The following is a 23462-nucleotide window of genomic DNA, read 5'->3' as shown; positions in this document are numbered from 1 at the left end:
TGCCTTGCGAGCCCGTCGTGGCCTCCAAGCCGGAACGAAGCGTAGCGGAGACTCCCGGCCATCGTTGCGAAGAGATTGCCCGGCATCCATGCTGATCGTCTGCCCCTCCTGCGCCAGCCAGTATGAACTCGACGCGGCCAAACTGGGGCCGGAAGGTCGAAAGGTCAGATGCGCCAGCTGCAAGAACGCGTGGCATGTCGACCCGGCCGCCGTCTTCCCCGACGCACCTACCGAGCAGGAGACGCAGGCCCTATTGGCCGAGGAGCTGGAGCGTGCCGCCGCGATCGATGCCGAGATCACGGCGCTCGCCGCCGAAGCCAGCGAGAACGGGGATGCAGCCGAGGCCGAATCCGTTGTGGTCGCTGACGCCGTGCCGCCCGCGGGCCGGCGCAAGCGCGGCGCCGGCAAAGCGAGCATTCCGAGGATTGGCGCCTTGCGTGAGCGTGGCGCCGCGCTTCCGGCCGCGGCCGCTCTGGCCGGCCTTGCCCTGCTCGGCCTCGCCGTCTGGCAGCGCAATATGGTCGTGCGCGCTGCGCCGCAGCTCGCAGGCATCTTCGAGACGATCGGGCTGCCGGTGAATGTCCGGGGCTTGAGCCTGAGCGCGATCGAGAGCGGGCTCGTTGAGGACGGCGCGCACCGCTTCCTCGTGGTCGAGGGTGACGTCACCAACATCACCCGGAGCCAGGCCAAGGTGCCGCTGATCGAAGTCGCGGTGAAGGATGTTGCGGGCGCGACCTTGTACACCTGGACGGCCGAGCCGCCGCGGGCGAATCTCGAGCCGGCCGAACTGATCCGCTTCAGGGCGCGGCTGGCTTCGCCGCCGGAGAACGGCCGCTCCGTACGGGTCCGCTTCACTTCGGCTGCAACAGCGGCCAATATCGCCAGCACGCATTGAGGCTGCTAGGACGGGGCGCCTCTCGACCGGGCGATGGCATTCGGCCGGGCGGCGTTCATGGATAATCGCTGCACGAGGCCTCGGCGCATCGGAAGCGCAGGGCCCGCTGCGGCCGGATACGAAACGGAGACATCATGCCGGAAAGGCGGATCAGGGTTCTGTACGACGAGGCTGCGATCGCGCGGCGCAACGAGGAGATGGCCGAGGCCATCGCCGCCAGCAATCCCCAGGACCTGCTCGTCGTCGCCGTGCTGAAGGGAAGCTTCATGTTCGCGGCCGACCTGATCCGGGCGATGCATCGCGTGGGCCTGGCCCCTCAGGTCGAGTTCATCCACCTGTCGAGCTACCGGACCGGCACCGTCTCGTCGGGGCAGGTCGAGATCCTGCGCGACGTGCAGAGCGAGGTGCGCGGGCGCGACGTGCTGCTGGTCGACGACATCCTGGAATCCGGCCGCACGCTCGCCTTCGCCAAGGACCTGCTGGCGGCACGCGGCGCCGCGAAGGTGTCCTCCGCCGTTCTCCTGGAGAAGCCGCACAAGCGCGCCGTCAACATCCAGCCCGACTATGTCGGCTTCGAATGCCCGGACTATTTCGTTGTGGGCTACGGCATGGATGTCGCCCATTCCTATCGGCAGCTGCCGTTCGTCGGCGTGGTCGAGACCGAGGATCAGGCCGGGCTCCCGGGTATCTGAAGGGTTTTGTCGTGGCGCATTGTCTGCACGCGAACCGGTGTCCCCTTCGCTCGAAAATGCTCTGAGGAGCTGCGATGTCACGTATCCTGGTCGTCGACGATGAGGAGCCTCTGCGCACGCTGGTCGCGCGCGGCCTCACGCTGGACGGTCATAGCTGCCTCACCGCCGCGGACGGCGCCGAAGCGCTCGACCTGCTCGTCGCCGAGCAGGGCCGCTTCGACCTGCTGCTGACCGATATCCGCATGCCGCTGATGGACGGCATCGCGCTCGCACTGGCCGCCAAGCAGCAGTTCCCCGAGCTGACGATCATGCTGATGACGGGTTATGCCGAGCAGCGCGAGCGCGCCAAGAGCCTTGAGGCGATCGTGTCCGAAGTGATGGCGAAGCCCTTCACCATCGCCGAATTGCGCGCCACCGTGCTCAGGGTGATCGAACGTTCGATCGGCGGATGAAGCTCAGCGGTTCAGCCACCAGATCGAGGCGTTGAGCAGCGTCGCGAAGCCGACCCAGGCGAGATAGGGCCAGAGCAGGTTCGACGCGAGCCGGTCGAGCGGCCGGAAGGCTGCGATGGTTGCTGCGATCAGGAGCAGCAGGACCATGATGACGGCAAGGCCGGCAACCGGGCTGTTGGCGCCGAAGAAGGCGAAGGACCAGCCGATATTGAGCAGAAGCTGCAGATGATAGACCACCAGCGCGCGCCGGCGGCCGGGAAGGCCGATCGGCAGGCGCAGGATGCGGAACGCGGCGAGCGCCATCAGCGCGAAGAGCGTCGTCCAGACCGGCGCGAAGATCCAGTTCGGCGGATTGAAGGCCGGTTTGACGAGACCGGCATACCAGGTCGGGATTTGCGGGACGGTCGCCGCGCTTCCCGCTACCGAGGCGGCCACCACCGGCAGGATCGCGATGGCGAGTGCGGCCCATAGCGGCGGGCGGCGATCGATGGAGGTTTCCGGCAGCGTCGTCATGAATTCATGATGAGGGGCTTCCGGGTGCGCCGCAAGGCGACAAGGTTGCGTCGGGCATGCAGCTTGCGCCAGATGACATTCCAGTCGCTCATGGAACTTTCCCGGATATCCGCATGTCGAAGCGCCCGCTCCATCCTCGCTCCCTTGCCGCGCAGGCTCTGGGCAAGGTCGATCCTGTGACGAAGGGGGTGGTGCCGCCGATCCATGTCGCGACGACCTATCTGCGCGACCCGGACAATGGCTACTCCTCCGGCTTCATCTATGGCCGGCCGGACAACGAGACGGTGCATGAGGCGCAGGCCGTGCTCGCCATGCTGGAGGAGGCCAAGGCCGGGGCGCTGCTGTTCGGCTCGGGCATGGCGGCGGCGACGGCGGTGTTCCAGGCGCTCTCGCCCGGCGACCATGTCGTCGCCTCCAAGGTGATGTACTGGGCGCTGCGGGCCTGGCTCCTGACTGAGGCGACGCGCTGGGGCCTGAGCGTCGAGTTCGTCGAGACCGACGATTTGACCGCGCTTAAGGCCGCGGTGAAGCCGGGCGTGACCAAGCTCATCTGGGTCGAGACGCCGTCGAACCCGCTCTGGACCATCACCGACATCGCTGGCGCGGCCGAGATCGCGCACCAGGCCGGCGCCAGGCTCGCGGTCGATTCGACCTGCGCCTCGCCGGTCCACACCCGCCCGCTGACGCTCGGCGCCGACATCGTGATGCATGCGGCGACGAAGGTGCTGAACGGCCATTCCGACGTCGTCGCCGGAGCGCTCTGCGCCCGCGAGGACGACGAGTTCTGGAGCCGGATCAAGACGGTGCGCAAGGGCCAGGGCGGCATCCTCGGCCCGTTCGAGGCCTATCTGCTGATGCGCGGGATGCGCACGCTGCATCTGCGGCAGGAGCGGCAGGCGGCCTCGGCGCTGGAGCTGGCGCAGCGGCTCTCCGCGCATCCGATGGTGGCGCGCGTGCTCTATCCCGGCCTGCCGCAGCATCCCGGCCACGACATCGCGGCGCGGCAGATGGAGAACGGCTTCGGCTACATGCTCTCGGTGCAGGTCAACGGCGGCGAGGCGGCGGCCATCGCCACGGCGGCGCAGGTCGAGCTGTACAAGCGCGCGACCTCGCTTGGCGGCGTCGAGAGCCTGATCGAGCACCGCGCCTCGATCGAGGGCGCGGGCTCGCCCTGCCCGACCGACCTCTTGCGCCTCTCGACCGGCATCGAGGATGTCGCCGATCTCTACGACGATCTCGACCAGGCGCTGACGGCAGCGCACCGCTGAACGCGCGGCTGCCAGCCGTCATGGTCGGGCTTGATCCGACCATCTCGCCATCCAGTGGTTCCGGGTCATGAGGTTATCTGGCCGGCGTTGCGCGCCGCCCGAAAATGAGGACACCGTCACACCCAGATACGCTTTGCCGTCGCGAGGTAGCGTGCGCGTTCCGCCAGCCCGTTGCGACCGCCATTGATGAGCTTCGTCACGCGCTCGACATCGTCCGCGTCGGCGGCTGCCGCCATGCCGCGTTCGCGCCAATAGGCGAAGGCGACGGCCAGTGCGACCGCAGGTTCCCTGGCGCGTTCGGGCTCGGCTTCGAGGTCGATGCCGAGGATTTGGCCGAAGCGGCGATAATTCGCCCGGCCCGTGAGCTGGAAAATGCCGCGGCCGTGATAGCGGGCGCCATCGCCAGTTTGGATGTTGCCGAGATCGCGCCGGCCCTCGTAGCGGGCGAAATAGGACGGGCCGCCATATTCCTGGAAGGTGCGGAAGCCGTCCGTCTCGTGAGCGGCCTGCGCCAGGAAATGGCAGATGCGCAGCACTGTCGTGACGTCGTATTCGCGAGCCAGCGCGTCGAAGCGCGCGGCGATGCCGGCGACGATCGCGATGTTCGCAGACGGCGCGAGCCGCAGCAGGCGTTCTCTGGTAACGGCCAGAGCGGGGTCGGGCGAAGCGCCGACACCGATCAAGGCTCCGATGGCGCGCATCGACATGGATGACCCTCCCGAAAGGAAGGCATCATCGCTGTCGCCGAGAGGGCGGGGATAAGGATGTGGCGCTATCCCCGGCGATACGGGAAGCCCTCGCTCGGGCGGGGCATGCCGGGTCAGCCGCCGATGGCGGTGTATTCGGTCTCGACCGAGGATGCGTGCTCCTCGTGATCATAGCCGTAGATGTGGATCGAAATCGCTTCACCCGGCCCGAAATTGCGCATGCGATGGATGTTCGGCCCGGTGGGCAGCATGCAGGCGACATAGCCGGCCCCGCGCGCCTGTTCCTCGGTCGGCACGGCCCGCGTCGCCTCGATCGCCCGGTACCAGGTCTCGGTGACGGCGCCGGAGACGACGCCGAAGCAGCACGAGCAGTGGTGGTCATGGATCGAGGTGGCCGAGCCTTCGCCCCAGACGATCGCCCAGACGCTGACGGCGTCGTTGCCAGCGAGCAGGTTGCGCGTGTAGCCGCCGGGCTTGCGGTCGAGCGGCAGGCGCCGGACCAGATCCGGCATGGCGACGAGCTCGTGCAGAACCTCCCGCGCGGCGGCGAGATAATCGCGCGACAGCGTGCCCTCGTCGGTCCGCAGGCTGCTCAGCACGGCTCCGCGCCGCTCCTCGCTCAGAAAGCCCTGCATTCCCGTCCACTCCCGTCGAAAGACCCGATGAGCGAATGATACCGGCTGCCTGGGAAAGCGGTTTGCGAGCTCTTTGGAATTTTCTTCTATAATTGAAACCAGATACTCATTCTGCGCATGAACTTGGAAAATTATTGCTCACCGTTCGCCCTGACCGGTATATGAATCTGCAATTCACCGAGGTGCCATGGCCAAACTCGATGCCTTCGATCTGCGTATCCTCGCGCGCCTGCAGGAGGATGCAAGCCTGCCGTTGGCGGAGCTCGCCGAGGCTGTCGGGCTCTCGGCGACGCCGTGCTGGCGAAGGGTCCAGAAGCTCGAGGCGGCCGGCTATATCCGCAAGCGCGTCGCGTTGCTCGATCGGGAGAAACTGAAGGCTGGCGTCACAGTCTTCATCGCGGTCAAGACGGCGCGCCATTCGATGGAGTGGCTGGAGCGCTTCCATCAAGCCGTCCATGACCTGCCGGAGATCGTCGATTTCTACCGGATGAGCGGCGAGATCGACTATCTGCTCAAGGCCTGCGTCGCCGACATCGCGGCCTATGACGTGCTCTACAAGAAGCTGATCTCCCGCATCGACCTCAGCGACGTGACCTCGATGTTCGCCATGGAGGAGCTGAAGTCGACGAGCGCGATTCCGCTCGGCTTCGCGATGTCGGGAAACTGAGAGCCGGGCTGGCCGGCCGGTGTTGGGCCGGGCCGTCACAGGACTGAGACAGCCCGGCGCTAACCCTGCGCAAGCCGTCTCAGGAGATCACGAGCATGTCGAACCCGTTCCCGCAGACCAGCCGCCGTGCGCTGTTGCTTGGGTTGGGGACCGTTGCGCTGGCGGCTCATGCGGCGCCGGTTCTCGCGCGTTCGTTGCCGGCGCTGCCGACGTCGAACCTCGGAGCCGATACGAATTACTGGCAGGCCGTGCGCGGCCTCTACGGCGTCACGCCGGAGATGGTGAACCTCGAGAACGGCTATTGGGGCATAATGGCCGAGCCGGTGAAGGCGGAATACAAGCGCCTGACCGATTTCGTGAATTTCGAGAACACGGTCTATGCCCGGACGAAGATCGGCAAGGATCTCGACGACGTCCGCACGCCGCTCGCGGAATTTCTAGGCGTCGCCCGCGAGGAGATCGCGCTGTCGCGGGGCGCGACCGAGGCGCTGCAGGCCCTGATCTCCGGCTACAACAAGCTGAAGGCCGGCGACACCGTGCTCTATGCCGATCTCGACTATGATTCGATGCAGTACGCGATGAACTGGCTCAAGGACCGGCGCGGTGTCGAGGTCGCCAAGTTCGACATTCCCGAACCTGCGACGCGTCAGGCCGTGCTCGACGCCTATGACGCCGCGCTGAAGGCGAATCCCAAGACCAAGCTCCTTCTGCTGACCCATATCAGCCACCGCACCGGGCTGATGATGCCGGTGAAGGAGATCGCGGCCATGGCCCGGGCGCGCGGTGCCGATGTCATCCTCGACGCCGCCCATAGCTGGGGCCAGGTCGACTTCAGGGCCAAGGATCTCGGCGTCGATTTCATCGGCTTCAACCTGCACAAATGGATCGGCGCACCGCTCGGCGTCGGCATGATCTACATCGCCCGGGACCGCCTCGCCGACATCGACAGCTACATGGCCGACGAGGATTTCAAGGCCGACGACATTCGTTCGCGCCTGCATACCGGCACGCCGAATTTCGCGGCGCAGCTTGCCGTCCCGGCCGCGCTCGCCCTGCATCGGGAAATCGGGCCTCAGGCCAAGGAGGCGCGCTACCGCCACCTGCGCAATTACTGGGTCGCCAGGGCGCGCGAGCTGAAGGGCGTCGAGATCCAGACCCCCGACGATCCGGGCATGGTCGCCGGCATCACCTCTTTCGCGCTGGCCGGCAAGCGCTCGGCGGCGGACACCAACGCGATCGTCGCGGCGCTGCGTGACCAGCACAAGGTGATGACGGTGCGTCGCGGCGGTGTCGCCAAGGGCAACACCATCCGCATCTCGCCAGCGCCCTACATCATGGAAGCAGACCTCGACAGGTTCATCGCGGCGCTGGCGGTGGTGTCAGGCAATCGGGCGGGTTGAGCGGGAGGTCCGTCCCTCCTCCGAAGGGAGAAGGGAAGGCCAGCGCGGCTGATTTTTCACGGGAACGCACCGTCATCCCGGTCAAGCCCGGGATGACGCGATGGCTCCGGGCAAACGCAGCATGCTCTAGCCCTTCGTCACTTTCTGGTAGTCCTTCACGTCGGAGAAGGTGACGTCCGGAGCTCGCTCCGCATCGTATTTCAGCGTGAACTGGCTGGATGCCATGAAGACGGGATCGCCATCGAGATCGTCGGCCATCGAGGATGGCTTCAGGCCGACGAATTTCGCCAACGCCGCCTTGTCGTCCGAGGAGACCCAGCGCGCGATCGAGAACTGGCAGGGCTCGAAATCGACGGGGAGCGAATACTCGGCGTCCATCCGTTCCTTGAGCACGTCGAGCTGGAGCGCGCCGACGACGCCGACGATGGCCGGTGCGCCGTCATGCGGCAGGAAGAGCTGGACGACGCCTTCCTCGGCCATCTGCTGCAGCGCCTCGCGCAGCTTCTTGGCCTTCATCGCGTCCTTGAGCTTGACGCGGCGCAGGATTTCCGGCGCGAAGCTCGGCACGCCCTTGAAGACGATGTCCTCGCCCTCGGTCAGCGTGTCGCCGATGCGCAGGGTGCCATGGTTGGGCAGGCCGACGATGTCGCCGGCGAAGGCCTCCTCGGCGATCGAGCGGTCGCGGGCGAAGAAGAACTGCGGCGCGTTGAGCGGCATCGGCTTGGCCGTCCGCACCAGCTTCGCCTTCATGCCGCGGGTCAGCTTGCCCGAACACACGCGCATGAAGGCGATGCGGTCGCGGTGGTTCGGATCCATGTTCGCCTGGATCTTGAAGACGAAGCCGGTCATCTTCGGCTCGCCGGCCTCGACCGGGCGCTTGTCGGCCATCTGCGCGCGCGGGCTCGGGGCATAGGCGCCGAGCGCATCGATCAGGTCGCGCACGCCGTAGTCGCGCAGCGCGGCGCCGAAATAGAGCGGGGTCAGGTGGCCCTCGCGGAAGGCCTGGAGATCGAATGGCTTCAGGCCCTCGGCGGCAAGGAAGACCTCCTCGCGCCAGGTCTCGGCGGCGCCGTGCGGCAGCAGCTCGTCGAAGAGCGGATCGTCCCAGCCGGAGACGCGCTGATCCTCGGCGCGCTCGTCGCCCTTCTGGTTGCGGCGGAAGGTGTTGGCCTTGAGATCGTAGGTGCCGACGAATTCGCGTCCGCGCCCGACCGGCCAGGTCATCGGCGCGACGTCGAGCGCCAGCGTGGTCTCGATCTCGTTGATCAGGTCGAAGGGGTCGCGCGTCTCGCGGTCGACCTTGTTGATGAAGGTGACGATCGGGATGTCTCTGAGGCGGCAGACCTCGAAGAGCTTCTTGGTGCGGTCCTCGATGCCCTTGGCGGCGTCGATGACCATCACAGCGGAATCGACGGCGGTCAGCGTGCGGTAGGTGTCTTCCGAGAAGTCCTCGTGGCCTGGCGTGTCCAGCAGGTTGAAGACGTGGCCGCCATATTCGAAGGTCATCACCGAGGTGACGACCGAGATGCCGCGCTGGCGCTCGATCTTCATCCAGTCCGAGGAGGTCTGGCGGCGGCCCTGCTTGGCGCGCACCTCGCCGGCGAGCTGAATGGCGCCGCCAAAATAGAGCAGCTTCTCGGTCAGCGTCGTCTTGCCCGCGTCCGGGTGCGAGATGATGGCGAAGGTGCGCCGGCGCGCGTGAGGTGCAGCGTTGGCTGCAGCCGCCTCGATGGTCGAAAGATCGGTCATGGCCCGCTTCAAGACGGATGCGACGCGGAAGTCAACGGCGATGCGTGGTCAGTTCTTGAGCCGGTAGCCCGTCTTGAAGATCCAGCCGACGGCGGCGATGCATGCGACCAGGAACAGCACGGTCATGCCCAGGCTGACGCCGAGGCTGACATCGGCGAGCCCGAAGAAGCTCCAGCGGAAGCCGCTGATCAGATAGACGACCGGGTTGAACAGCGTCACCGTCCGCCAGAAGGGCGGCAGCATGCTGATCGAATAGAAGGAGCCGCCGAGGAAGGCGAGGGGCGTGACGATCAGCAGCGGGATGACCTGCAGCTTCTCGAAGCCATCGGCCCAGATGCCGATGATGAAGCCGAACAGGCTGAAGGTCGTCGCCGTCAGCACCAGGAAGAGCAGCATCATGAAGGGGTGCTCGATCCGGAGCGGCACGAAGAAGGTCGCGGTGGCCAGGATGATGAGGCCGAGCAGGATCGATTTCGTCGCGGCGGCGCCGACATAGCCGATCACAGCCTCCCACCAGGCGACCGGCGCCGAGAGAAGTTCGTAGATCGTGCCGGTGAACTTCGGGAAGTAGATCGCGAAGGAGGCGTTGGCGATGCTCTGCGTCAGCAGCGAGAGCATGATCAGGCCCGGCACGATGAAGGCGCCGTAGGGCACGCCCTCGATCGACTGCATGCGCGAGCCGATCGCACCGCCGAAGACGATGAAATAGAGCGAGGTCGAGAGCACGGGCGAGACGATGCTCTGCAATGGCGTGCGCCAGGTGCGCGCCATCTCGAAGCGGTAGATCGCGGCGATGGCGCGCGGATTGAAGCTCGCGGCGCTCATGCCCGCTCCCTCACCAGGCTGACGAAGATGTCCTCCAGCGAACTCTGGCTGGTGCTGAGGTCGCGGAAGCGGATTCCGGCTTCGGACAGGGTCTGGAGCAGCGTGGTGATGCCGGTGCGCTCGGCCTGCGTGTCATAGGTGTAGACGATCTCGTCGCCGCCGGCGGAAAGCCTGAGGTCGAAGCTCGCGAGAGCCTCCGGAAGTGCGGCGATCGGCTGCTGGAGCTGCAGCGCGAGCTGCTTCTTGCCGAGCTTGCGCATCAGCTCGGCCTTCTCCTCGACGAGGATGATCTCGCCCTTGGAGATGACGCCCACCCGATCAGCCATCTCCTCGGCTTCCTCGATGTAGTGGGTCGTCAGGATGATGGTGACGCCGTCATCCTTGAGCCGGCGCACCATCTGCCACATGTCCTGCCGCAGCTCGACATCGACGCCGGCCGTCGGCTCGTCGAGGAAGAGGATGCGCGGCTCGTGCGAGAGGGCCTTGGCGATCATCACGCGGCGCTTCATGCCGCCGGACAACATGCGGATCTGGCTGTCGCGCTTGTCCCAGAGCGAAAGGTCCTTGAGGATGTGCTCGATCCGGCCGGGATCCTTCGGCTTGCCGAACAGGCCGCGGCTGAAGTTGACCGTGCCCCAGACCGTTTCGAAGGCGTCGGTGGTCAGCTCCTGCGGCACGAGGCCGATGGCGGCGCGGGCCGCGCGGTAGTCGCGCAGGATGTCGTGGCCGTCGGCGAGGACGGTGCCGGTGCTCGGACGCACCAGGCCGCAGATGATGCTGATCAGCGTGGTCTTGCCGGCGCCGTTGGGCCCGAGCAGGGCGAAGATTTCGCCTCGCCTGATGTCGAGATCGACCGTCTTCAACGCGCTGAAGCCGGAATCATAGGTCTTGGACAGGCCGGAGACCGAGATGATCGGGGGTGCGGAGGATGGAGGCATGGATCGCATATAGGCCAGGTTGGGCTGCGTTGCGACCGGAGAAGCATGCGGGTGAAACATGATGGCCTGTCAGCCGGTGGCGGTACTGCGTTCCAAAAGAAGAAGGCCGGGCAGGAGCCCGGCCTTGATCCATGAACGGGGCAAGGCCCTATTTCATGAAGAACCATAGCAGGATGATGATCGGGATCGGAACACCTACAAGCCACAGGACAATGGAACGCATTTGCAGCCCCTCGTTGGAACGATGATGCTGCGGCAACGCTCGGCAGTGGGCGAAAGTTCCTAGGTGCCGGTGGGCCCCAAAGTCAGCAGAGCCTCCGCGCTCGGGTGCCAGACAGGGCGATAGCCCTGCGTCAACGCCGCCAGCGTGGCGGGCGGGGTCAGGACGGTCGCCATCCCCTGCGGCCGGTCGCCCCGCGCGACATAGCCGGCCGGCGACCAGTGCAGGGCCGAGGTTCCGCGCAGCGCCAGAAACGACTTGCCATCGTCGGAAAGCAGCATCGCGCCGTCGGGCAGTTGCTCGGTGGCCAGCCGATGCGTGCGCTTCGTCCGGCCGATCCGGCGGTCGGCATCGAGGATGCGATCCATTTCGGGGAAGAGCGGGGTCTCCGTGAGCCCCAGCCCCTTCACGAGCGCATCGCGATAGGCGAGCGCGTCGCGGCGGCGGCATTCCATGCAGGGGCGGTGGCCGGCGGCGAACGCCGTCACCTCGTCGCAGAAGAACAGCTCGGTGTAGCCGCGGCCCCAGACCCGGCGCTGGCGGTCCTTGAAGGAGAGCACGCAGCAGAGCCAGTGATGCGTCGCCTGCAGGCGCGAGGGCACCTCCTGCCGTGCGGGATCGTGGAAGCGGCCGCCGCGATTGCCGAAGAACAGGCCGCGCGCCGGATCGGCGAAGAGCGTCCCGTCGGGCCTGACGCGGTTGGGAAGAGGCATGGCCGATCTCCGATCCGGGAGCCGGCAAGGTTATTCCGTCCGATGTCAGATGGCGTCAGCGATCTGATCAATGGCGAATTCCGATGATCGCAGCAGCTTCCCCTTAACGCTACGATCAAGTCGGTCCAGGTCCCTAAGGCATTTGAAGTATTTTCCGCTGCATTCCCATGGGCGACACAGCCATGCGGAGCCGGCCAGCACCACGATGAACACCTATCTTCCCCTGATCCTGTTCACGGTGCTGACCAATGCCGCCGCGCAGCTCATGCTGAAGCGCGGCATGAGCGGGGTCGGCTCGCTCGATGTCGCCGGCGACGGCCTGATCGGCACGGTCTTCCGTGTCGTCTTCAACCCCTTCGTCTTGGCTGGTCTATGCACCTTCGTCATCAGCATGGCCTCGCATCTGATCGTGCTGTCGAAGGTGCAGATCAGCTACGCCTACCCGTTCCTGAGCCTCGCTTATGTCGTGGTCGCGGCCTACGCCTACTTCGTATTCCACGAGGATCTGGGCGCCATGCGCATCGCCGGCATCGGCTTCATCGTGCTCGGCACCATCTTCATCGCACAAAGCTGAGGATATCATGGACCTGATCGTTCGCCTGTTCCTGCGCCTCGGCGCCCTGTTCGAGCCGCCGGCCGTGCCGCAGCCGATCCCCGTGCCCGTGCGCAACTGGCGCCCGCGCCTGCCGGTCGCTCCGAGGGGATGAGACGATGAAGCACATCATCATCGGCGGCGACGGCTTCGTCGGCTCGCATCTGGCGGCAGACCTGACCGCCATGGGCGAGGAGGTGCTGGTCGCGGACATCCAGAAGAGCGATCACCCGCATTACGCCACCGTGCCGTTCCTGAAGATCGACGTCACCCGGGCGGAAAGCGTCGAGAGCATTCCGCTCTCGCCGGCGGACGTGGTCTACAACCTCTCGGCCAAGATGCTGTCCCCGATCGTGACGCGCGCGGAACGCCACGACTTCTTCTGGCCGGTGAACTATCACGGCACCCAGAACATCCTGAGCTGGATGGAGAAGAACGGCGCCGACCGCCTCGTCCATTTCACCACCGACATGATCTATGGCCATTCGGTGCGGGTGCCGCAGGACGAGACGCATCCGGCCAAGCCGCTCGGCGAATATGGCGAGAGCAAGCTGGCGACCGAGCGCCTCGCCGATGACTACCGGGCGAAGGGTTTCCGCATTCCGATCTTCCGGCCGCGGCTGATCATCGGGCCGGGCCGGCTCGGCATCCTGATCAAGCTGTTCAAGCTGATCGACATGAACCTGCCGGTGCCGATGATCGGCGGGGGCAACAACCCCTACCAGTTCATCTCGGTCTTCGACTGCGCCAGCGCCTGCGTGGCGGCCTGGAAGGCCGGCTTCCCGAACGAGGCCTACAACCTCGGCTCCGACGATCCGCCGCCGGTGAAGAAGCTGCTCGGCGACCTGATCAGGCATGCGGGCTCGAAATCGATCCTGCTGCCGACGCCGGCCTCGCTGGTGAAGCTGACGCTCGATGCGCTCGACGCCGTCAACCTGCCGATCATGGACCCCGAGCAATACAAGATCGCCGACGAGATCTGCATCCTCGATACCTCCAAGGCCAAGCGCGAGCTCGGTTGGCGGCCGCAACATCGCGATGAGGACATGCTGCTCGCCGCCTATACCGAATATCGCAAGGCCAAGGACGGCCAGAAACAGGCCGAGAGGAGCCTCGCAGCATGAGCATGCCCGCCTTCAAGCACGAGGATGCCCCCATGACCGCCGCCCGGCCGCAGCTCATCAGCGTCGAAGCCGCCAAGCAGCTCGACGCGGCGCAGGTGAAGGAGCTCTTCGCCGCTCATATCAACCCCGGCCAGCTGCACTTCCTGAAGCTGCTCGGTTTCGACAAGATCCTCGTCGATCGTGCCGAGGGCATGCACTACATCACCAGGGACGGCCGCAAGATCCTCGATTTCTTCGGGGGCTTCTGCTCGGTCGCCTTCGGCCATAACCATCCGCGCATCGTTGCGGCCCGGCAGAAGTTCCAAGACGAGAACCGCCATGAGATCTGCATGGCCTTCATGTCGCAATACGCCGCGGCGCTGGCGAAGAACCTCGCCACCATCGCGCCTGGCGATCTCGACATGGTCTTCCTCGGCTCGACCGGCTCGGAGGCGATGGAAGCGGCGCTGAAGGTCGCCGAGCAGGCCCAGGGGCCGGCCAAGTCGAAGATCCTGCACGCCGCGAACTCCTTCCACGGCAAGACCAAGGGCGTGCTCTCGATCACGGATTCGACGCTCTACCAGTCGCAATTCAAGCTGGTCGAGAACCGGGTCAAGGTGCCGTTCGGCGACATCGCCGCGGTCCGGCAGGCGCTGGAAAGCGACCCCTCGATCGGCATCGTGGTGATGGAGACGATCCAGGGCGGCGGCGGCATCGTCGAGGCGCCGGAGGGTTTCTGGCGCGAGCTTCGGGCGCTCTGCGACAAGCATGGCGTGCTTTGGGTTGCCGACGAGGTGCAATGCGGGCTCGGCCGCACAGGACAGTTCTTCGCCTTCGAGCGCGACGGCGTGGTGCCTGATGTCACCGCGCTCGCTAAGGCGCTCGGCGGCTCCAAGGCGGCGATGGGCGCGATGATCGCGCGTCGCGAGATCTACATGAAGGCCTATGGCAAGCCGAAGAGCGCGCTGATCCATGCGCAGGCGACCTTCGGCGGCATGGGCGAAGCCTGCATCTCCTCCATCGAGGCCCTCAACGTCCTCTACGACGAAGACCTGATGGGAAATGCCCAGCGCCAGGGCGATTATCTGATCGAGCGACTGAACGGGCTTCGTGCGAAGTATCCGACCCTGCTGAAGGAGATCCGCGGCCGCGGGCTGATGATCGGGATCGAGTTCCAGGACATCAGCGAGACCATGCCTTTCGGGGTGAAGCAGATGGTCGCGCTGCTCGACGACAAGTTGAAGGGCTCGCTCTGCGGCTTCGTCGGCGCGTTGCTCCTGAAGGAGCACGACGTGCTCGTCGCCTTCACCGAGTACAACCGAAATGTCATCCGGCTGGAGCCGCCGCTGATCGTCACGCGCCAGCAGTGCGATCAGTTCCTCGCGGCGTTCGAGGATGTGCTGTCGCGCGGCGTTACCGGAATCGTCACCGGTTATCTGCGCAAGATCGCGGCCGCCAAGGGCTGACGACGCGAGCATCGCCAACAAAAAAGAGGCCGGCTTGCGCCGGCCTTTTGAGTGTGGGGTCTCGAAACAGGGTCGTCCAGGGAAGCTCAGTAGTAACCGCAGACCCGGCGGTAGCCGATGACGTTGCCCCAGCGGTCGAAGCGCTCGACCATGTCGCAGGAGCGGACGGGGGCAGCGTAGTAGCCGTAGCCATATGCCGGGCGAGCGGCCGAGGCGATGATGGCACCGGCGGCGAGCGCGCCGACCACACCGGCTCCGACGCCCCAGCCACCGTAGCCATAACCCCAGCGCGGGCGCGCCTCGGCGTCGGACGCGATCAGGGTGGTGGCCAGGGTCACGGCCGCGAGGGTGGCGGTCACGGTCTTGCGGAACGTCGTCATGCTCGTCTCTCCCGACTGTTGCGAGAGCGAACCTTCGCCCTCCATGCTCATTGGTCGCGGAGCCTGGCCGGAAGGTTCAAAGCCGATGTCGATTATTTTGAGAGGCCTCAGCCGGCGCTGACGCGCCGCCAGAAATCCGAGGAGAACCCCGGGTCGACATGAACAGCGAAGTCGCGCCAGCGGGGGAAGGAGGCCTCGAAAGTCGCCGCCGGCATGCGTGCATCCTTGTAGGGGCTGATCCTGCCGCGGGCGGCGATGGCGATACCGTCCAGTTCGGTCAGCAGCCTCGCCGTTCTTTCCCCGCGATTGGGAAAGTCGAGCGTCAGTGTCGCCCCTGGCATCGGGAAGGACATCAGGCCGGGAGAGGGCTTGTCGCCGAAGAGCTTCAGCACCGTGAGGAATGAGGACTCGCCGGCGGCCAATGTCCGGTGCAGCATCGCCGCGACGGCCTCATGGGCATGGGCCATCGGGATCACGCACTGGAATTGCCGCAGGCCTTGCGGGCCGTAGGCGCGGTTCCAGTCGCGGACCCGGTCGAGCGGATAGAAGAAGGGGCGATACGGCACGCGCCGGATCGAGCCGTCGCGGGGCTGGGCGTTCCGATAGAGCCAGTTGAAGGCGTGAAGCGTCATCCGGTTGATGAGGGGAACCGGAGGCTTCAGCGGAAAAGACAGGCCGCGCGCGCTGCGGGGCGCCGCTTCGCCCGTGGACGGTGCGTGGTTGGCACGGAAGAAGACGCCCCGCCCGAAATTGGGGCCGCTGGCCAGAGAGTCGATCCAGGCGACGGTGTAGTCATGGGTTGCGTCGGATTCGGCGGAGATCTCGAAGAAGCGGGCGAGCCCGTCGAAATGCAGCACCTCCTGCTCCATCTCGGCCGAGGCGATCGGCATCAGCTGCACGGTCACCTGCGTCACCAGCCCGGTGAGGCCGAGGCCGCCGACCGTCGCGGCGAAAAGCGCCGGGTTCAGATCCGGTGCACAGATCAGGCGCTGGCCATCGGAGCGCACCAGCTCCAGGGCGCGGACGTGGCGGCCGAAGGTGCCGGCTCCGTGATGGTTCTTGCCATGGACATCGTTGGCGAGCGCGCCGCCGATGGTGACGAAGCTGGTGCCGGGCGTGACCGGCGGAAACCAGCCGGCCGGCACGGTGAGTTCGAGCAGGCGGTCGAGCAGCAGGCCGGCCCCGCAGGTCAGCAGGCCGGTCTCGCGATCGAAGAACAGGATTTCGTCCATTCCGCGCGTGTCGATCAGCGCGCCGCCCTCGTTCAGGCAGGAATCGCCGTAGGAGCGGCCATTGCCGTAGGCGAGCGCAGGCTGCCGATAACGGCCAGGGGCATCGAGCCAATCCCGCGCATCGACGATCTCGCTGTCGCGGGCCGCGAGCCCGCCCCAGGAGCGGTAGTCGGCGAGGGGATCTGTCACGGCAGGAGTGTCGCCGCGATCATGATCGCGACCACCAGCAAGCCCATGACCTGACTGCGCCAGTCGCGGATCATGAAGACGAGCGGGTCGTCCGGCATGTGGCCGCGACGTGCCAGGAACCAGATCCGCGCCATCTGGTAGAGGATGATCGGGCAGACCAGCCAGATCAGCTCGGGGTGCCGGTAGAGCTGCTTCACATTGGCACTGTCGACATAGAGCGCCATGATCAGTGCGCAGGTGCAGCCCGACGCCATGCCGAGCTGGGAGAGGGCCTCGATGTCCTCGGCATGATAGCCGCGCCCGGCCTTCTTCAGCCCGGACTGATCCTGGGTGATCCTCAGCTCGGCATAGCGCTTCACCAGAGCGAGGCTGAGGAACAGGAACATCGAGAAGGCAAGCAGCCAGGACGAGACGGGGATGGCCGCGGCGGCATTGCCGGCGAGGATGCGCAGCGTATGCATGGCGGCGAGCCCAAGCACGTCGACCAGGAGCTTGCGTTTCAGGAACAGCAGATAGGCGAGCGCCAGGAAGAGATAGGCCAGCAGCGAAAGCGCGAAGATTTTCGGCTGCGGTACGAACATGACCGTAGAGAAGGCCGCGACGAGCAGCACGGGGACGGCAGCGTAAGCCTGCGTCTGCGTGATCTCGCCGGCTGCGAGCGGCCGCTTGCACTTCGTCGGATGGTGTCGATCGGCCTCGACATCCATGATGTCGTTCAGGAGATAGATCGCCGAGGCGATCAGGCTGAAGGCGACGAAGGCGATCAGGCCATGCCAGAGCGCCTCGATGTCGAAAACGTCATGGTTCAGCAGGATCGGAATGAAGACCAGGCCGTTCTTCAGCCAGTGAAGCGGCCGCATCGCCCAGATCATTGCGGTCAAAGACATAGCCCGGCCCGTCGCTCCTGCGCATGCGCCGGCGCGCATGGCAGGCCCGGCGGCCGGTTACCCCGGCGCGGGCGTTATCGGCGCCAAACTCCTAAACGGGGGTGCATATGGCGTCAAAAACGAGCACTGATTTCAAATCCATGCTTAACAGCCCGCTTCCGCAGGCGGCGAACCCCGGCTGCATCGCTTCCGGCGGGCGTTGCCTGAAGCGGCGTGTTCAGACCTTCGCGGCGCTGGCGGCGGCGTCGATATTGGCGACCAGCTCTGCGTCGAGCCCGAGAGAGCCGGCCAGACCGGCCAGGAAGTCCTTCTCGGGGGCGGTTTCAGGGTTGATGGCGATGCGCGCGGCCGTATAGATCTGCGCAGCGAGTTCCGGGCTTTCGGCGGCCTCGACGAGGGCATCGATCGATGCAGGATTCGCCATTTCCTTGGCCAGCCAGTCATGAGCCTCCTGGTCGAGGCCGGCTTCCTTGAGCCCACCGAGAATGGTGCTGCGCTCTTCCGTGTCGATATGCCCATCGGCGGCAGCCGCGGCGATCATGGCGCGGATGAAGACGAGGGCGGTGGCTTCGCTCGCCGCCTGCGGCTCGAAGCCGGTGCCGGCGGGGGCTGGCAGAACCTCCTGCTGGCGGCTGTCGAGCAGCGGCTTTCCGGCCTGGTAGTTCTGGTAGGCCTTGTAGGCGAGGCCGCCGATCAGCGCGAGACCGCCGAGCTTTGCGGCCGGACCTGCCACGGAGCGCCCGGTGCTGGTGCCGAACACCAGCGCGCCGAGGCCGCCGAGCACGGCCGTCGCCAGCGCAGGGTTGCTGCTGAACAGGCCCTTCGCCTGCTCGATGAGCTGGTCGGGCGTCCGGCCGCCCGTGACCTTGCCGAGGGCGTCGTTGGCGCCCTGCTGCACGCCGGTCTGGCGCGCGGCGTCGCCGACGCCCTGCGTAGCCTGGGTCATGATCTGGCCGGCAAGACCGCCGAGACCGCCCGAACGCTGCACCTGCTCCGCCAGACCGCCCAGCATCCCGCCAAGGCCACCCTGCTGCCCCGCCTGCGCACCTGCCTGGCTGCCGGCGCTGATCAGGGCGTCGAGCAGCGATTTGGCATTGAACATGGGAGTCTCCTGTCGTGGCGCAGTGCAATATGGAGCGGTCGGGATCGATCAGCATTATGAAAGCGGCATGACAATGGCGCAGTCTGCATGGGCTTTGCGCTATGTCATGGGCAGCGGCAGTAGCCCCGGCTCCTTCAGCGTCTCGAGCGCGATCTCGGAGCGAACGCGCGCCACGCTTTCATGCGGCATCAGGATTTCGTTGACGAGCCGGGCGAGCGCCTTGAGGTCGCCGACCGCGACCTTCAGCAGGTAATCCGCCTCGCCGGTCAATGCGTGGGCTTCGAGGATCGACGGGGTCAGCCGGACGAGATCGCGGAAGCGCCGGGCGTTGTCGCGCGAATGGGTATCGAGCGCGACATGGATGAACACGATGACGCCGAGGCCCACGGCGGCGGGTTCCAGCGCGGCGCGATAGCCGCGGATGACGCCATCCTGCTCCAGGCGCTGGCGGCGGCGCGAGACCTGGCTGGCGGAGAGCCCGATCTGCTCCGCAAGGGCGGCGTTGGTCAGCGAGGCGTCGCGCTGCAAGGCATCGAGCAGGCGCCAGTCGAGTGTGTCGAGAGTGGTCATATCGTGCGCTGTTTCGATCTGCTACGCGCGGATGATGCATCATTTGCGAGTCTGCGTACAGATTTGCACGCCTCATTCTCCTTTTCTGCGCGACCATGGGCCATCAACAGAACAGGAGGAATGTCCATGGGCCCCTTTCCGCATGATGCCGCTCCGCCCGAAATCTCCGATGCCAATCCGATGGGGACGGATGGCTTCGAGTTCGTCGAGTTCGCCCATCCCGAGCCTGAGAAGCTCGGCGCCCTGTTCGAGACGATGGGTTTCCAGCCGGTCGCCCGCCATCGCTCGAAGCAGGTGACGCTCTACCGGCAGGGCGACGTCAATTTCGTCGTCAATGCCGAGCCGGATTCCTTCGCCCAGGCCTTTGCGGCGGAGCACGGCCCCTGTGCCTGCGCGATGGCGTTTCGCGTCGTCGACGCCCAGCATGCCTTCGAGCGGGCGGTGTCGCTCGGTGCCGAACCCTATGAAAGCGCGATCGGCCCCGGCGAACTCGCGATTCCGGCCGTGCGCGGCATCGGCGGATCGCTGCTCTACTTCGTCGATCGCTATGGCGAGAAGGGCTCGATCTGGGATGTCGATTTCGAGTGGCTGGGAGAGCGCGATCCGCATCCCGAACAGGCCGGGATGTATTACCTCGACCACCTGACCCACAATGTCATGCGCGGCCGCATGGATCATTGGGCCGATTGGTACGGCGAGCTCTTCAACTTCCGCGAGATCCGCTTCTTCAACATCGAGGGCAAGTTGACCGGCCTGATCTCGCGGGCGCTGACCTCGCCCTGCGGCAAGATCCGCATCCCGATCAACGAGTCGCTCGACGACAAGAGCCAGATCGAGGAATACCTGCGCCAGTACAAAGGCGAGGGCATCCAGCATGTCGCCCTCGGCGCGCGGGATATCTATGCCAGCGTCGAGCAACTGCGCCGCAACGGCCTGCCCTTCATGCCGGCGCCGCCCGAGACCTATTACGAGAAGGTCAACGGCCGCGTGCCGAACCATGGCGAGCCGGTCGATCGGCTGAAGGCCACCGGCATCCTGATCGACGGGGAGGGCGCGGTCGCACTTGGCGAAAAGGCAGGCAGGATGAGCAAGGTGCTCCTGCAGATATTCTCGGGAACCGTGCTCGGGCCGATCTTCTTCGAGTTCATCCAGCGCAAGGGCGACGACGGCTTCGGCGAGGGCAATTTCCGCGCGCTCTTCGAGTCGATCGAGGAAGACCAGATCCGCCGGGGCGTGCTGAAGCCTGCGGAAGCGGCGGAATAGGGCTTCGGCCGGAGGCGCTGGATCGCGCCGTCTTTCGACGTAAATGTGCCGTCATTCCGGGCTTGGCCCGGAATCCATCTTAGAGCGCAGAGCCCTCAGATGGATTCCGGTCGGCGCCGCTAACGCGGCTTGTCCGGAATGACGGTGTTTCCGTACAAAACGAGCAAGCGCTACGGATTGAGTTTGCGCATCAGCAGGGGCGCGCCGACCGCAGGGTCCTTGCGCCACTGGCCGTTCTCGAAGACCAGATCGGTGCCGTGGCCGCGGCGCGCCACCAGCGTGAGCCTGCCGCCGGCATAGCGCCAGCCGGCAGGGTCGAAGATCGTGAGCCCGGTATCCTGGCAGGAACCCTCGAAGGCGGCCGTCGCGCTCCCGTTCGCCGATGGCGGGGAAAGGACGAGGCGGCAGGCTTCGCGATTCTGCTGGCGCATCACCGAATAGCGCCCGGGCAATGCCTCGGCCGCCGGCGCTTTCGCCGGGTCGACGATCGTTGGACGCTGGGCGGCCGTCGCCGCGGCGGCTGCGGAGTTCGAAGGCCGGGGCGCTGCGGCGCGCGGATGATCCTTCGAGAGCAGCCGATAGGCTTTTCCATCGCGCCCCTTGCCGTCGCTGCCGGCTTCGGGAGAGCCTTTCTGAAAGCCGATCACTTCCTTGCCGCCGGCGTCAAGCAGCAGTGGTTGCCCGTTCGCGGCCAGCGTCCACGCCGCAGCCGTGTCGAGGATCGGCAAAGCGCGCCGGCAGGTAGCGGGGAAGCGGAGCTGGCGTACATTGCCGGTGGTTTCCGCCCCGAGAGTGACGGTGCAACTGCGCGTCGCACCCTCCATTTCGAGATCCCAGGCGCCGAGCCAGCGGCGGATCGCCTCCGGGGCCTTGTCGGCGCCGCGTGGAAGCGGCGCCGTCTGGGCGATGGCCGGCAGGCTGCCGGCGCCGAGGAGGATGAGCGGCAGCAGCCGGCGAATCAGGCCTTTTTCCATGGGGTCTCCGGCACGGGCGTCAGCGGGCCCTTGCCATCGAACCATGAAACCAGATTGTCGACCAGAAGCTGGCCCATCGCCTCGCGGGTGTGGACCGAGGCCGAGCCGACATGGGGCAGCAGCACGGCATGCTCGATCGCGATCAGCTCGGCCGGCACGCGCGGCTCGTCCTCGAAGACGTCGAGGCCGGCGGAGAGGATAGTCTTGTCCTGCAGCGCCTTGATCAGCGCCTGCTCGTCGATCACGGTGCCGCGGCCGACATTGACGACGATACCGTTCGGTCCGAGCGCCTTCAGTACCTCGGCGTTGATGATGTGGTGCGTCGAGGCCCCACCCGGCGCGACCGAGATCAACGTGTCGACATCCGCGGCCATCTCGACGAGCGACGGATAATAGCGATAGGCCACGTCCTCCTGGCGCGAGCGGCCGTGATAGGCGACCGAGAGCCCGAAGGCTTCGAGACGATGCGCGACGGCCTTGCCGATGCGGCCGAGGCCGACGATGCCGACCGAACGCTTCCGCAGCGAGGTCGTCAGCGGATAGTTGGCCTTCAGCCACTTGCCCTCGCGCAGGTAGCGGTCGACCTGCGGCAACTGGCGGACGGTGGCGAGCAGGAGGCCGATCGCGAGATCGGCGACCTCGTCGGTCAGCACGTCGGGCGTGTTCGTCACGACAACGCCACGCCGGCCGGCTTCGGCCGCGTCGACGTGATCGTAGCCGACGCCGAAGCTGGATGCGATCTCGAGCTTGGGAAGCGCGTCGAAGAGTGCGACATCGACCCGGTTGTGCCCGCCGCCGGCCGCGACGCCGCGCACGCGGCCCGAGACCTGCCGCAGCAGGGCGGCGTGGTCCGGCGCATTCCAGAGTTCATGCACGACGAAGCGGCTTTTCAGCTGATCGGCGGCATAGGCCATCAGCGGGCCGGTCTGGATGATCTCGGGCTTGTCGGAGGCTGTCATCTCGCGCTGTCCATCAGTCTGGGAGGAACGTTGATTCGTGGCTTATGAATCGATTAAAATGAAACTACGCAGCTTGGCAGGCCAATCTAGCCGTGCCCTCGCATAAGCGATACCCGAAGACGCCCCGCAGCAGAGCGCCGGGCGCTTATTTAGTATGCTTTATTCGCATGATTTTTCCGGTCTCCGTGGCGTTGTGCGTGCCGATGGAGGCCAGGGTCGTGTTCAGGCTATCGATCACCAGCCCGGCCATGCGGGCCGAGGCCAGATCGCCGTCGCGGTCGATGATGGCGAGCAGCACATGCTCGTGATCGGGCAGGGACTCGACATAGGCGACCTCGTCGCCGGTCTTGAGCAGCAGCGACCATTGCAGCGTGGCGATGACGGCGCTGGCGAGGCATTGCAGCGCCGCATTCTGCGCCGCGGAGAAGATCGCTTCATGGAAAGCAAGATCGGCGCGGATCGTCGCTTCGGCATAGGGCGGATTGTCGACCATGCCGCGATAGGCCGCCTCGATCCGGGCGATGTCGGCGGAGGTCCGGCGCTGGGCGGCGAGCCGGGCCGCGCTGGGCTCGACGAAGCGGCGCAACTCGAAGAGATCGCGAATGAATCGCTCGTTCGGGTCGGCCTCGAAATGCCAGGAGAGGACGTCCGGATCGAGCAGATTCCAGCGTTCGCGCGACGCGGCGCGGGTGCCGCTCTTCGGGCGGGCCTCCACCAGCCCCTTGGCCGTCAGGACCTTGACCGCCTCGCGGTAGGCGGTGCGCGAAACCGAGATGTCCGAGCGCAGATCGTCCTCGTTGGGCAGGACCTCGCCCGCCTTCACGCGGCCGGTGATGATCGCGACCGCGAGCTTCTGTGCGACCTGGCCGAAGAGGCGGTCCGGATTGAGAGTCGTCGGCCGCGAGAAGTCGCGCACGCGCATCGGTAGCCCCTCCCTCGATCGCCTCGCCGCGGCCCCGTATCGGGCGCGAGGTGCAGGCCATGGCGGCGCTTGACACGCCCGCTTCTATCGTATGACTTTATCGCAGACTGGAACGGACACAATCGCCAGAAGCAGGCGAGGTCCGCTTT

26 protein-coding genes are annotated in these 23462 nt (G+C 66.1%); 11 read left to right on the top strand and 15 right to left on the bottom strand.

Going from position 1 to position 23462, the window contains the following annotated elements:
* Nucleotides 1-88 precede the first annotated feature (88 nt).
* From NWE53_RS15355 to NWE53_RS15345, 3 genes are all read left to right on the top strand, one after another.
* Nucleotides 89-895: a zinc-ribbon domain-containing protein gene (locus tag NWE53_RS15355; protein WP_265050251.1), complete on the top strand. Its 807-nt coding sequence runs from the start codon at nucleotides 89-91 to the stop codon at nucleotides 893-895.
* Nucleotides 896-1029: 134 nt separating this feature from the next.
* A complete protein-coding gene (hpt, locus tag NWE53_RS15350) occupies nucleotides 1030-1587 on the top strand; it encodes a hypoxanthine phosphoribosyltransferase (protein ID WP_265050250.1) in 558 nt (185 codons plus the stop codon).
* Nucleotides 1588-1661: 74 nt separating this feature from the next.
* Nucleotides 1662-2039, top strand: coding sequence for a response regulator (locus NWE53_RS15345; RefSeq protein WP_265050249.1), 378 nt, complete (start codon nucleotides 1662-1664; stop codon nucleotides 2037-2039).
* A gap of 3 nt (nucleotides 2040-2042) precedes the next feature.
* On the opposite strand, the gene NWE53_RS15340 is transcribed toward NWE53_RS15345, so the two are convergent.
* Nucleotides 2043-2552: a TspO/MBR family protein gene (locus tag NWE53_RS15340; RefSeq protein WP_265050248.1), complete on the bottom strand. Its 510-nt coding sequence runs from the start codon at nucleotides 2550-2552 to the stop codon at nucleotides 2043-2045.
* 113 nt (nucleotides 2553-2665) lie between these two features.
* On the opposite strand from NWE53_RS15340, the gene NWE53_RS15335 reads away from it, so the two are divergent.
* Nucleotides 2666-3820, top strand: coding sequence for a trans-sulfuration enzyme family protein (locus NWE53_RS15335; RefSeq protein ID WP_265050247.1), 1155 nt, complete (start codon nucleotides 2666-2668; stop codon nucleotides 3818-3820).
* Between the two features lie 116 nt (nucleotides 3821-3936).
* Here the strand turns inward: NWE53_RS15335 and NWE53_RS15330 are convergent, their stop codons facing one another.
* Entirely contained in the window at nucleotides 3937-4527 is a 591-nt protein-coding gene (locus NWE53_RS15330; RefSeq protein WP_265050246.1) for a glycoside hydrolase family 19 protein, read from the bottom strand.
* A gap of 113 nt (nucleotides 4528-4640) precedes the next feature.
* The gene (locus tag NWE53_RS15325; protein ID WP_265050245.1) at nucleotides 4641-5162 is read right to left on the bottom strand and encodes a cysteine dioxygenase; all 522 of its coding nucleotides are present in this window, start codon (nucleotides 5160-5162) and stop codon (nucleotides 4641-4643) included.
* Nucleotides 5163-5349: 187 nt separating this feature from the next.
* Here NWE53_RS15325 and NWE53_RS15320 point away from each other — a divergent pair, with 187 nt between their 5' ends.
* Nucleotides 5350-5829, top strand: a complete 480-nt coding sequence (locus tag NWE53_RS15320; protein WP_265050244.1) for an Lrp/AsnC family transcriptional regulator — start codon at nucleotides 5350-5352, stop codon at nucleotides 5827-5829.
* Between the two features lie 95 nt (nucleotides 5830-5924).
* Nucleotides 5925-7229, top strand: coding sequence for an aminotransferase class V-fold PLP-dependent enzyme (locus tag NWE53_RS15315; protein WP_265050243.1), 1305 nt, complete (start codon nucleotides 5925-5927; stop codon nucleotides 7227-7229).
* Between the two features lie 126 nt (nucleotides 7230-7355).
* On the opposite strand, the gene NWE53_RS15310 is transcribed toward NWE53_RS15315, so the two are convergent.
* From NWE53_RS15310 to NWE53_RS15295, 4 genes are all read right to left on the bottom strand, one after another.
* The gene (locus tag NWE53_RS15310; protein ID WP_265050242.1) at nucleotides 7356-8978 is read right to left on the bottom strand and encodes a peptide chain release factor 3; all 1623 of its coding nucleotides are present in this window, start codon (nucleotides 8976-8978) and stop codon (nucleotides 7356-7358) included.
* Nucleotides 8979-9026: 48 nt separating this feature from the next.
* The gene (locus tag NWE53_RS15305) at nucleotides 9027-9803 is read right to left on the bottom strand and encodes an ABC transporter permease (RefSeq protein WP_265050241.1); all 777 of its coding nucleotides are present in this window, start codon (nucleotides 9801-9803) and stop codon (nucleotides 9027-9029) included.
* Nucleotides 9800-10741: an ABC transporter ATP-binding protein gene (locus NWE53_RS15300; protein WP_265050240.1), complete on the bottom strand. Its 942-nt coding sequence runs from the start codon at nucleotides 10739-10741 to the stop codon at nucleotides 9800-9802. The genes NWE53_RS15305 and NWE53_RS15300 overlap by 4 nt, the downstream gene beginning before the upstream one ends.
* 282 nt (nucleotides 10742-11023) lie before the next feature.
* Nucleotides 11024-11674, bottom strand: a complete 651-nt coding sequence (locus NWE53_RS15295) for a hypothetical protein (RefSeq protein ID WP_265050239.1) — start codon at nucleotides 11672-11674, stop codon at nucleotides 11024-11026.
* A gap of 205 nt (nucleotides 11675-11879) precedes the next feature.
* Here NWE53_RS15295 and NWE53_RS15290 point away from each other — a divergent pair, with 205 nt between their 5' ends.
* Genes NWE53_RS15290 through NWE53_RS15275 form a run of 4 tightly spaced genes read left to right on the top strand, consistent with a single transcriptional unit; the run spans nucleotide 11880 to nucleotide 14835 of the window.
* Nucleotides 11880-12248 carry a DMT family transporter gene (locus NWE53_RS15290; protein WP_265050238.1) on the top strand — a complete coding sequence of 123 codons (369 nt, stop codon included), beginning with the start codon at nucleotides 11880-11882 and terminating at the stop codon, nucleotides 12246-12248.
* A 7-nt stretch (nucleotides 12249-12255) separates the two neighbouring features.
* Complete coding sequence (locus tag NWE53_RS15285) at nucleotides 12256-12381, top strand: hypothetical protein (RefSeq protein WP_265050237.1); 126 nt, start codon at nucleotides 12256-12258, stop codon at nucleotides 12379-12381.
* 4 nt (nucleotides 12382-12385) lie between these two features.
* Nucleotides 12386-13390, top strand: a complete 1005-nt coding sequence (locus tag NWE53_RS15280) for an NAD-dependent epimerase/dehydratase family protein (RefSeq protein WP_265050236.1) — start codon at nucleotides 12386-12388, stop codon at nucleotides 13388-13390.
* On the top strand, nucleotides 13387-14835 hold the full coding sequence (locus NWE53_RS15275) for an aspartate aminotransferase family protein (protein ID WP_265050235.1): 1449 nt from the start codon (nucleotides 13387-13389) through the stop codon (nucleotides 14833-14835). Before NWE53_RS15280 ends, NWE53_RS15275 begins: the two co-directional genes overlap by 4 nt.
* 86 nt (nucleotides 14836-14921) lie before the next feature.
* Here the strand turns inward: NWE53_RS15275 and NWE53_RS15270 are convergent, their stop codons facing one another.
* The 5 genes from NWE53_RS15270 to NWE53_RS15250 all read right to left on the bottom strand — a co-directional run bounded on the left by NWE53_RS15270 (nucleotide 14922) and on the right by NWE53_RS15250 (nucleotide 19195).
* Nucleotides 14922-15260 (bottom strand): hypothetical protein, encoded by a 339-nt coding sequence (locus NWE53_RS15270; protein ID WP_265050234.1) that lies wholly within the window; start codon nucleotides 15258-15260, stop codon nucleotides 14922-14924.
* 62 nt (nucleotides 15261-15322) lie between these two features.
* Complete coding sequence (locus NWE53_RS15265; protein ID WP_265050233.1) at nucleotides 15323-16636, bottom strand: FAD-binding oxidoreductase; 1314 nt, start codon at nucleotides 16634-16636, stop codon at nucleotides 15323-15325.
* A complete protein-coding gene (locus tag NWE53_RS15260; RefSeq protein ID WP_265050232.1) occupies nucleotides 16633-17523 on the bottom strand; it encodes a UbiA family prenyltransferase in 891 nt (296 codons plus the stop codon). Before NWE53_RS15260 ends, NWE53_RS15265 begins: the two co-directional genes overlap by 4 nt.
* Before the next feature lie 217 nt (nucleotides 17524-17740).
* Nucleotides 17741-18625: a tellurite resistance TerB family protein gene (locus NWE53_RS15255; RefSeq protein ID WP_265050231.1), complete on the bottom strand. Its 885-nt coding sequence runs from the start codon at nucleotides 18623-18625 to the stop codon at nucleotides 17741-17743.
* Between the two features lie 99 nt (nucleotides 18626-18724).
* Nucleotides 18725-19195 carry an Lrp/AsnC family transcriptional regulator gene (locus NWE53_RS15250; protein WP_265050230.1) on the bottom strand — a complete coding sequence of 157 codons (471 nt, stop codon included), beginning with the start codon at nucleotides 19193-19195 and terminating at the stop codon, nucleotides 18725-18727.
* A 126-nt stretch (nucleotides 19196-19321) separates the two neighbouring features.
* On the opposite strand from NWE53_RS15250, the gene hppD reads away from it, so the two are divergent.
* Nucleotides 19322-20458, top strand: coding sequence for a 4-hydroxyphenylpyruvate dioxygenase (gene hppD / locus NWE53_RS15245; protein ID WP_265050229.1), 1137 nt, complete (start codon nucleotides 19322-19324; stop codon nucleotides 20456-20458).
* A 170-nt stretch (nucleotides 20459-20628) separates the two neighbouring features.
* Here hppD and NWE53_RS15240 read toward each other — a convergent pair whose 3' ends face one another.
* The 3 genes from NWE53_RS15240 to NWE53_RS15230 form a co-directional block, all read right to left on the bottom strand.
* Nucleotides 20629-21432 carry a protease inhibitor Inh/omp19 family protein gene (locus NWE53_RS15240; RefSeq protein ID WP_265050228.1) on the bottom strand — a complete coding sequence of 268 codons (804 nt, stop codon included), beginning with the start codon at nucleotides 21430-21432 and terminating at the stop codon, nucleotides 20629-20631.
* Complete coding sequence (locus NWE53_RS15235) at nucleotides 21417-22391, bottom strand: 2-hydroxyacid dehydrogenase (RefSeq protein WP_265050227.1); 975 nt, start codon at nucleotides 22389-22391, stop codon at nucleotides 21417-21419. Before NWE53_RS15235 ends, NWE53_RS15240 begins: the two co-directional genes overlap by 16 nt.
* A 145-nt stretch (nucleotides 22392-22536) precedes the next feature.
* The gene (locus tag NWE53_RS15230; RefSeq protein ID WP_265050226.1) at nucleotides 22537-23313 is read right to left on the bottom strand and encodes a FadR/GntR family transcriptional regulator; all 777 of its coding nucleotides are present in this window, start codon (nucleotides 23311-23313) and stop codon (nucleotides 22537-22539) included.
* Nucleotides 23314-23462: the final 149 nt, after the last annotated feature.

Origin of the sequence: Bosea sp. NBC_00550 (assembly GCF_026020075.1) — a bacterium.
Classification (GTDB): Bacteria; Pseudomonadota; Alphaproteobacteria; order Rhizobiales; family Beijerinckiaceae; genus Allobosea.
Note: the sequence above shows the minus strand (reverse complement) of the source record. Positions and strands in the feature narration are given on the sequence as shown.

What these genes read in the sequence shown, in the direction of transcription:
- NWE53_RS15355 (WP_265050251.1), top strand. Translation starts at nt 89, where the DNA reads ATGCTGATCGTCTGCCCCTCCTGCGCCAGCCAGTATGAACTCGACGCG.
- hpt (WP_265050250.1), top strand. Translation starts at nt 1,030, where the DNA reads ATGCCGGAAAGGCGGATCAGGGTTCTGTACGACGAGGCTGCGATCGCG.
- NWE53_RS15345 (WP_265050249.1), top strand. Translation starts at nt 1,662, where the DNA reads ATGTCACGTATCCTGGTCGTCGACGATGAGGAGCCTCTGCGCACGCTG.
- NWE53_RS15340 (WP_265050248.1), bottom strand. Translation starts at nt 2,552, where the DNA reads ATGACGACGCTGCCGGAAACCTCCATCGATCGCCGCCCGCCGCTATGG.
- NWE53_RS15335 (WP_265050247.1), top strand. Translation starts at nt 2,666, where the DNA reads ATGTCGAAGCGCCCGCTCCATCCTCGCTCCCTTGCCGCGCAGGCTCTG.
- NWE53_RS15330 (WP_265050246.1), bottom strand. Translation starts at nt 4,527, where the DNA reads ATGTCGATGCGCGCCATCGGAGCCTTGATCGGTGTCGGCGCTTCGCCC.
- NWE53_RS15325 (WP_265050245.1), bottom strand. Translation starts at nt 5,162, where the DNA reads ATGCAGGGCTTTCTGAGCGAGGAGCGGCGCGGAGCCGTGCTGAGCAGC.
- NWE53_RS15320 (WP_265050244.1), top strand. Translation starts at nt 5,350, where the DNA reads ATGGCCAAACTCGATGCCTTCGATCTGCGTATCCTCGCGCGCCTGCAG.
- NWE53_RS15315 (WP_265050243.1), top strand. Translation starts at nt 5,925, where the DNA reads ATGTCGAACCCGTTCCCGCAGACCAGCCGCCGTGCGCTGTTGCTTGGG.
- NWE53_RS15310 (WP_265050242.1), bottom strand. Translation starts at nt 8,978, where the DNA reads ATGACCGATCTTTCGACCATCGAGGCGGCTGCAGCCAACGCTGCACCT.
- NWE53_RS15305 (WP_265050241.1), bottom strand. Translation starts at nt 9,803, where the DNA reads ATGAGCGCCGCGAGCTTCAATCCGCGCGCCATCGCCGCGATCTACCGC.
- NWE53_RS15300 (WP_265050240.1), bottom strand. Translation starts at nt 10,741, where the DNA reads ATGCCTCCATCCTCCGCACCCCCGATCATCTCGGTCTCCGGCCTGTCC.
- NWE53_RS15295 (WP_265050239.1), bottom strand. Translation starts at nt 11,674, where the DNA reads ATGCCTCTTCCCAACCGCGTCAGGCCCGACGGGACGCTCTTCGCCGAT.
- NWE53_RS15290 (WP_265050238.1), top strand. Translation starts at nt 11,880, where the DNA reads ATGAACACCTATCTTCCCCTGATCCTGTTCACGGTGCTGACCAATGCC.
- NWE53_RS15285 (WP_265050237.1), top strand. Translation starts at nt 12,256, where the DNA reads ATGGACCTGATCGTTCGCCTGTTCCTGCGCCTCGGCGCCCTGTTCGAG.
- NWE53_RS15280 (WP_265050236.1), top strand. Translation starts at nt 12,386, where the DNA reads ATGAAGCACATCATCATCGGCGGCGACGGCTTCGTCGGCTCGCATCTG.
- NWE53_RS15275 (WP_265050235.1), top strand. Translation starts at nt 13,387, where the DNA reads ATGAGCATGCCCGCCTTCAAGCACGAGGATGCCCCCATGACCGCCGCC.
- NWE53_RS15270 (WP_265050234.1), bottom strand. Translation starts at nt 15,260, where the DNA reads ATGGAGGGCGAAGGTTCGCTCTCGCAACAGTCGGGAGAGACGAGCATG.
- NWE53_RS15260 (WP_265050232.1), bottom strand. Translation starts at nt 17,523, where the DNA reads ATGTCTTTGACCGCAATGATCTGGGCGATGCGGCCGCTTCACTGGCTG.
- NWE53_RS15255 (WP_265050231.1), bottom strand. Translation starts at nt 18,625, where the DNA reads ATGTTCAATGCCAAATCGCTGCTCGACGCCCTGATCAGCGCCGGCAGC.
- NWE53_RS15250 (WP_265050230.1), bottom strand. Translation starts at nt 19,195, where the DNA reads ATGACCACTCTCGACACACTCGACTGGCGCCTGCTCGATGCCTTGCAG.
- hppD (WP_265050229.1), top strand. Translation starts at nt 19,322, where the DNA reads ATGGGCCCCTTTCCGCATGATGCCGCTCCGCCCGAAATCTCCGATGCC.
- NWE53_RS15240 (WP_265050228.1), bottom strand. Translation starts at nt 21,432, where the DNA reads ATGGAAAAAGGCCTGATTCGCCGGCTGCTGCCGCTCATCCTCCTCGGC.
- NWE53_RS15235 (WP_265050227.1), bottom strand. Translation starts at nt 22,391, where the DNA reads ATGACAGCCTCCGACAAGCCCGAGATCATCCAGACCGGCCCGCTGATG.
- NWE53_RS15230 (WP_265050226.1), bottom strand. Translation starts at nt 23,313, where the DNA reads ATGCGCGTGCGCGACTTCTCGCGGCCGACGACTCTCAATCCGGACCGC.